Source organism: Magnetospirillum sp. SS-4 (assembly GCF_902729425.1).
Lineage (GTDB): Bacteria > Pseudomonadota > Alphaproteobacteria > Rhodospirillales > Magnetospirillaceae > Phaeospirillum.
Genome location: NZ_CACVCH010000053.1, coordinates 71,710 through 78,185 on the forward strand (window position 1 = coordinate 71,710; position 6,476 = coordinate 78,185).

At 68.2% G+C, this 6,476-nt stretch carries 8 protein-coding genes; 3 read left to right on the top strand and 5 right to left on the bottom strand.

Translation table 11 applies throughout. The features are described from left to right. Positions 1–40 precede the first annotated feature (40 nt). The 3 genes from MTBSS4_RS09140 to MTBSS4_RS09150 are packed head-to-tail and all read right to left on the bottom strand — an operon-like array spanning position 41 to position 2,937. Positions 41–934, bottom strand: coding sequence for a prephenate/arogenate dehydrogenase family protein (locus MTBSS4_RS09140; RefSeq protein WP_173983092.1), 894 nt, complete (start codon positions 932–934; stop codon positions 41–43). After that, positions 931–2,022 (bottom strand): histidinol-phosphate transaminase, encoded by a 1,092-nt coding sequence (hisC, locus tag MTBSS4_RS09145; RefSeq protein WP_173983093.1) that lies wholly within the window; start codon positions 2,020–2,022, stop codon positions 931–933. Before hisC ends, MTBSS4_RS09140 begins: the two co-directional genes overlap by 4 nt. A 39-nt stretch (positions 2,023–2,061) precedes the next feature. Beyond that, a complete protein-coding gene (locus MTBSS4_RS09150) occupies positions 2,062–2,937 on the bottom strand; it encodes a chorismate mutase (protein ID WP_173983094.1) in 876 nt (291 codons plus the stop codon). A 145-nt stretch (positions 2,938–3,082) separates the two neighbouring features. Between MTBSS4_RS09150 and MTBSS4_RS09155 the strand changes: the two genes are divergently transcribed. Together MTBSS4_RS09155 and metW are read left to right on the top strand one after the other, a co-directional pair. After that, on the top strand, positions 3,083–4,261 hold the full coding sequence (locus tag MTBSS4_RS09155) for a homoserine O-acetyltransferase (protein ID WP_173983095.1): 1,179 nt from the start codon (positions 3,083–3,085) through the stop codon (positions 4,259–4,261). Beyond that, entirely contained in the window at positions 4,261–4,890 is a 630-nt protein-coding gene (gene metW / locus MTBSS4_RS09160; RefSeq protein ID WP_173983103.1) for a methionine biosynthesis protein MetW, read from the top strand. The genes MTBSS4_RS09155 and metW overlap by 1 nt, the downstream gene beginning before the upstream one ends. On the opposite strand, the gene MTBSS4_RS09165 is transcribed toward metW, so the two are convergent. Further along, entirely contained in the window at positions 4,887–5,669 is a 783-nt protein-coding gene (locus MTBSS4_RS09165) for an enoyl-CoA hydratase-related protein (RefSeq protein WP_173983096.1), read from the bottom strand. The genes metW and MTBSS4_RS09165 overlap by 4 nt on opposite strands. 126 nt (positions 5,670–5,795) lie before the next feature. On the opposite strand from MTBSS4_RS09165, the gene MTBSS4_RS09170 reads away from it, so the two are divergent. Further along, positions 5,796–6,071: a hypothetical protein gene (locus MTBSS4_RS09170; protein ID WP_173983097.1), complete on the top strand. Its 276-nt coding sequence runs from the start codon at positions 5,796–5,798 to the stop codon at positions 6,069–6,071. 37 nt (positions 6,072–6,108) lie between these two features. Here MTBSS4_RS09170 and MTBSS4_RS09175 read toward each other — a convergent pair whose 3' ends face one another. Then, positions 6,109–6,405, bottom strand: a complete 297-nt coding sequence (locus MTBSS4_RS09175) for a phasin family protein (RefSeq protein ID WP_173983098.1) — start codon at positions 6,403–6,405, stop codon at positions 6,109–6,111. Between the last annotated feature and the right edge of the window lie 71 nt (positions 6,406–6,476).

Genomic DNA, 6,476 nt, shown 5'->3' on the forward strand with positions numbered 1-6,476 from the left:
AAGCGCGCGGAGGCGCGCGCCCGGCGATTGAGGGACAATACTACGCCTGCTTGGCGTCGATGATGGCGCGGCGGATGGCGCGGGTCTCGGTGAAGCGCTTTTGCAGCACCTCGCCCTCGCCCCAGCGGATCGAGCGTTGCAGCGCCGTCAGGTCCTCGGTGAAGCGCTGCAAGACCTCCAGAACCGCCTCGCGGTTGTTCAGGAACACGTCGCGCCACATGATGGGGTCCGAGGCGGCGATGCGGGTAAAGTCGCGGAAGCCCGAGGCGGAGAACTTGATCACCTCCTGCTGCATGTGGCCTTCCAGATCGTTGGCGGTGCCGACGATGGTATAGGCGATCAGATGCGGCAGGTGGGAGGTGATGGCCAGCACCTTGTCGTGGTGATGCGGGTCCATGATCTCGACCATCGAGCCGACCCGGCGCCACAGCTCGGCGATCTTGTCCACCGCCTTTTCGTTGCAGCCCGGCAGCGGCGTCAGAATCTGCCAGCGCCCCTCGAACAGTTCGGCGAAGCCGTTTTCCGGTCCGGAATGCTCGGTGCCGGCGATGGGGTGGCCGGGAATGAATTCGACACCCTCGGGGATGTAGGGCATCAGGTCGCGGATCACCGCCAGCTTGACCGAGCCCACGTCGGTGACGATGGCGCCGGGCTTCAGATGGGGGGCGATGGCGGCGCCGACGGCGTCGGTGGCCCCGACCGGCGCGCCGATCACCACCAGATCGGCCCCGGCCACCGCGTCGGCGGGCTGGTCGGTGGCGAGGTCCACCACCGAAAGGGCCTGGGCGGCGGTGCGGGCCTTCTCGCTGATGTCGAACGCCACCAGCCGCCGCGCCAGACCATGCTTGCGCATGGCCCGGGCCAGCGACGAACCGATCAGGCCGATGCCGACGAAGCAGGCCGTGTCGAACAGGGGCGTCGTGGGCGTGGTCATGCCTTGACGAACTCGGCCAGGGCGTCGACCACCGCCTGGTTCTCCTCGCCGGTGCCGACGGTGATGCGGAGCGAATCGCCCAGGCCATAGGCGCCCATGGCCCGCACGATGATGCCCTTGGAACGCAGGAACTTGTCGGCGCTGGCGGAATCCTTGCCGGGCTCGGCCGGGAAGCGCACCAGGATGAAGTTGCCGACGCTGGGCACCACGGTCAGGCCGAGGCCGGCGATACGCTCGCTCAGCCAGGGCAGCCAGTAGTCGTTGTGGCGCTTGCACAGCTCGGCGTATTCGGTGTCCTCGAACGCCGCCAGTCCGGCCGCCAGGGCGGCGGACCCCACGTTGAACGGATTGCGCACCCGGTTCAGCACGCCGGCGACGTTCTCGGGCGCGTAGGCCCAGCCCAGGCGCAGGCCGCCCAGGGCGAACATCTTGGAGAAGGTGCGGCAGACCACGGTGTTGTCGCCGGCTTCCACCAGCTCGATGCCCGAGGTGTAGTCGTTCCGGGACACGAACTCGGCATAGGCGGCGTCGATCACCAGCAGCACATGCGCGGGCAGGCCGGAGCGCAGGCGCGCCACTTCCGAGGCCGGGATGTAGGTGCCGGTGGGGTTGTTGGGATTGGCCAGGAAGACGATCTTGGTCCTGGGCGTCACCGCCTTCAGCAGATTGTCGACGCTGGCGGTCAGATCGATCTCGGGCGCGGTGACCGGGATGGCGCCGCAGGCCTTGGCGGCGATGTAATACATCAGGAAGCCGTGGGCCGAGTACAGCACCTCGTCGCCGGGGCCGGCATAGGCGCGGCACAGGATGCCCAGCAGCTCGTCCGAGCCGGCGCCGCAGACGATGCGGCTGACGTCGAGGCCGTAGCGCGCCGCGATGGCCTTGCGCAGGGATTCGGCGCCGCCGTCGGGATAGCGGTGGATTTCGGGCGCCAGGGCCTTCAGCGCCTCCATCGCCTTGGGGCTTGGCCCCAGCGCGCCCTCATTCGAGGACAGCTTGATGGTGCGGCTGACGCCTTCGATGGCGGATTCGCCGCCGACATAGGGGCGGATGTCCATGATGCCGGGGCGGGGCGCGGGAGCGGTCACTGGTCTGAACTCCTGGACTTTGGGACGGAATGGCGGGGATCAGGCGAGGGCTTCGGGCGACAGCGGCGTGGCGTAGCCGCCGATCACCGAGACGTGGCTGATGGGGTCCTTGGGAGCCACCAGCATGGCGAGGCGGGGGTCGGTGGCGGCGACATGGCCGAGAAGCTCGACCAGATGCAGCCAGACGCCGCCGTGGCGGTAGATGGCGAACAGCTCGGCCGGTTCCAGCCCACCGGCCGACAGCACGGCGCGCAGGCGGTCGCGGCTGACCTCGGGGCCGGTTTCCAGCACCAGCACGGTGCGGTCGTCGCCGGTTTCGTCATGGTCGCGACACGCGATCACCAGCGCCTGGAGCGGTTCGGGCGATCCCTTGACCGGCGGGGTGCCGGCGAAGGGCAGCCGGGCGACCACGCGGGGCGGCTCGCCGCTGCCCACCGTCAGGCTGGCCCACCAGGGCTCGGCCTCGTCTGCGGCCTCGGTTCCGGGGGTCAGCGGCACCACGCCCACCGAGGCGGTGCCGTCGGCGACGGCGCGCACCACCTGGCCGGCGCTGCGATAGGCGTGCAGCGGCGCCACCGTGCCGAAATGATTGCGGGCCAGCTCGATGCTGGCGGTGCTGCGGCCGGCGGCGTGGACCGCCACCGAGAACGGGCCTTGCAGTCCGACCAGGGCGCCCATCATCTCGCGCCAGATGCGGACCAGCGCCATCTTGGGCAGGCTGCCGCGATGGCGGGCCAGCAGGCGGCGCAGGATGGAGGCCTCGCGGCCGGGACGCAGCGTGACGCGGCCGGCCGGCTTGGCGGCGGCGATGCGCTCGACCACCTGGGACCGCTGCATCAGCAGGTCGTGAATCGAGTCGTCGATGCGATCGATCTCGCGGCGGAGCTGTTCGAGACTGGCGCTGTCCTGGCTCATGGCGATGCGGCTTGCGGTTCCGGCAATCGGGTCAAGGTAGTTAGGTGTAGTTCGGGACCGTCCGGAAATCAAAGAAAACGTTGACAGTCCCGCCTGCCGACCATAGCTAATCGTTTCCCCGCTTTTGACAAGCGATTTGATGATCATGTCCGAGTCTTCCGGTTCCCCTTCGTCCCCTCCCCCGCCCGGCCTCAAGGTCGAGCTGGGGCGCGACCGCCCGATTCGGCTGGATTGCGGGGTGGATCTGGGACCGGTCACCGTCGCCTACCAGACCTACGGCCGTCTCAACGCCGACAAATCCAACGCCATCCTGATCTGTCACGCCCTGACCGGCGACCATTACGTCGCCGATCCCCATCCCATCACCGGCAAGCCGGGATGGTGGAGCGAACTGGTGGGGCCGGGCCGGGTGTTCGACACCGACCGCTATTTCCTGATCTGCTCCAACGTGCTGGGCGGCTGCATGGGCACCACCGGCCCCATGGACGTCAATCCCGCCACCGGCCAGCCCTGGAACCTGTCGTTTCCGGTAATCACCATCGGCGACATGGTCCAGGTCCAGGCCCGTCTGGTGGATCATCTGGGCATCGACCGGCTGTTTTGCGTGGTGGGCGGCTCCATGGGCGGCATGCAGGTGCTGGAATGGGCGCATTCCTTTCCCGAGCGGGTGTTCGCGGCCATTCCCATCGCCGCCGCCGCCCGCCATTCCGCCCAGAACATCGCCTTCCACGAGGTCGGGCGCCAGGCCATCGTCGCCGACCCCGACTGGTGCGAGGGCAATTACCTGCTGGAGGGCAAGCGCCCCCATCGCGGACTGGCGGTGGCGCGCATGGCGGCGCACATCACCTATCTGTCCGAGCCGGCGCTGCACCAGAAGTTCGGCCGCAACCTCCAGAACCGCGAGACCGTCACCTATGGCTTCGACGCCGATTTCCAGGTGGAAAGCTATCTGCGGCACCAGGGGTCGACCTTCGTCGACCGCTTCGACGCCAATTCCTACCTCTACATCACCCGGGCCATGGACTACTTCGATCTGGCGGCCGAGAACGGCGGCGTTCTGGCCAACGCCTTCCGCGGCACCCGCACCCGGTTCTGCGTGGTCTCGTTCACCAGCGACTGGCTGTTCCCCACACCGGAAAGCCGGGCCATTGTCCACGCCCTGAACGCGGTGGCGGCCAATGTCAGCTTCGTCGAGATCAAGTCCGACAAGGGCCACGACGCCTTCTTGCTGGACGAGCCCGAGTTCCACGCCACCCTGACCGGCTTCCTGGAAGGGGCCGCCGCCCATCGCGGCCTGCCCCGCGCCAAGGGGGGCGGGCCATGATGATGACCATCGGCAACGGCAACCTGCGCGTCGACCTCAAGCTGATCGCCGACATGATCGAGCCGGGGTCGCGGGTGCTGGACGTCGGCTGCGGCGAGGGCGCCCTGCTGGACTGGCTGGGCCGCACCAAGAACGTGGACGGGCGCGGCGTCGAACTGTCCATGGCCGGGGTGTCGGCGGCGGTATCGCACGGACTGTCGGTGATCCAGGGCGACGCCGACACCGATCTCAAGGATTATCCGTCCGGCGCCTTCGACTACGTCATTCTCAGCCAGACGCTTCAGGCCACCCACGAACCCCGGACGGTGCTGTCCCACATGCTGCGGATCGGCCGGCGCGCCATCGTGTCGTTTCCCAATTTCGGCCATTGGCGGGTGCGGGCGCACCTGCTGCTTCGGGGCACCATGCCGGTGACCGATACCCTGGCCTACGACTGGTACGACACCCCCAACATCCATTTCTGCACCATCCGCGATTTCCTTAATCTGTCGCGCTCGCTGGGCATCACTGTGGAAAGAAGCATCGCGCTGGATCGTGGCGGCAAGGTGCTGCCGCTGCCCGATTGCGAGGGGATCGCGAACCTGTTCGCCGATCAGGGTCTGTTCGTGCTGTCGCGCCGGGGCGGTTAGGCCGTCCAGTTGGACGGGCGCTTTTCCAGGAAGGCCGCCAGTCCCTCGCGCCCCTCCTCCGACACCCGCAGATCGGAGAAGTGGGTGGCGGTATAGCGCATCAGGTCCGGCCCCATGGGGCTGTCGTCGATCACCCGGATCAGATCCTTGACGGCGGCCTGGGCCTTGGGACCGCCCTTCAGGCAGGCCTCGGTTACGTGGTCGCGGGCGGCGGCCAGCTTGTCGGCCGCGACCACGCCGTGGACCAGCCCCAGCCGCAGCGCCTCGCGGGCGTCGAACCGTTCCCCGGTCACCATGTAGCGCCGGCAGAAGCGTCCGCCGATGGCGGCGGCGACGTAGGGCGCGGCGATGGACGGGGCCAGCCCCAGGCGCACCTCGGACAGGGCGAACGAGGCCTCCTCGGCGGCGATGGCCATGTCCGCCGCCGCCGCCAGCCCGGCGCCAAGCCCCAGGGCGGCGCCGTGGACCACCGCGATGACCGGCTTGGGGCAGCGGTCGATGGCGTCCAGCATCATGGCCAACTGCATGGCGTCGCGGTGGTTGTCGGCGGCGTCCTGGTCGGTGGTGCGGCGAACCCAGTCCAGGTCGATGCCGGCGCAGAAGCTTTGGCCCCTGGCCTCGATGACGATGGCCCGCACCGCCTCGGCCACCCCCATTTTCTGGAAGGCCAAGGTCAGGTTGCCGGCCAGTTGCGAGTCGATGGCGTTGTGGACCTCGGGGCGGTTGAGGGTGACGGTGGCCAGCGCCCCGGAAATCCTGACATGAAGCGTCTCGGTCATGGCGGTGTCCTCCCCCTCGTGTGGGCCACCAGTAAAGCATCTTGGCGCGCCGGCACCAAGGGGGCGTGACAGACGCTTCGTGAAACGGATATGGTCCGCCGATCACGCCCGACACTGCGAGGCCCCATGGACAACCGCGAAATGTTCGAAGAGATCAACGCCCTGATCGGCGCCGTCGCCAAGGCGTTCAACATCGAGGCGCTGGATGTGGTCGCCGATCTCGACCAGGGCCGCCTCGCCCTGGAGATGGTCACCGACGATCAGGGCCGCAATTGCGTCGAGGTGACCCGCGACGGGCGTGTCGCCCGCATCTATCCGGGCGCCATCTTCCGGCCCGATGACAGGCCGGAAGCGGCGGACGACGACGATTGCGACGGCGGCGGCTGCACCTGCGGCCATTGACGCCGGGGGTCCACTTTCCGTCCCGGCAGTCCTCGGCCTATTTCCGGCCCGGCCGGTTCGGCGGCGGGGCCAGATCGGCGCCCAGCGATTGCCACAGCCTGGTCATCACCTCGCCGTTCTGCTGAAGCACCGCCTGAAGGATGGCCGGCTGCATCGCCACGAAGGATTGCGGGTCGCGGATCGCCGTCAGTTGCTGGAAGGCGCGGGTGTTGTTCTCGGTGATCTCGCGGGCGGCCTCGAAGTTGGCGCGCTGGAAATCGGCAATCTTGGACAGCAGGGAAGCCGGGTTCATGCTGAACTGCTCGAAGAGCTTCGGATCGAATTGCGGAAACATCCTGGCCTCCTGATCGCGGGTGATCCTGATCAAACCTTTGCATGGTTTGGTCAAAGCCGCAATGGGGCGGG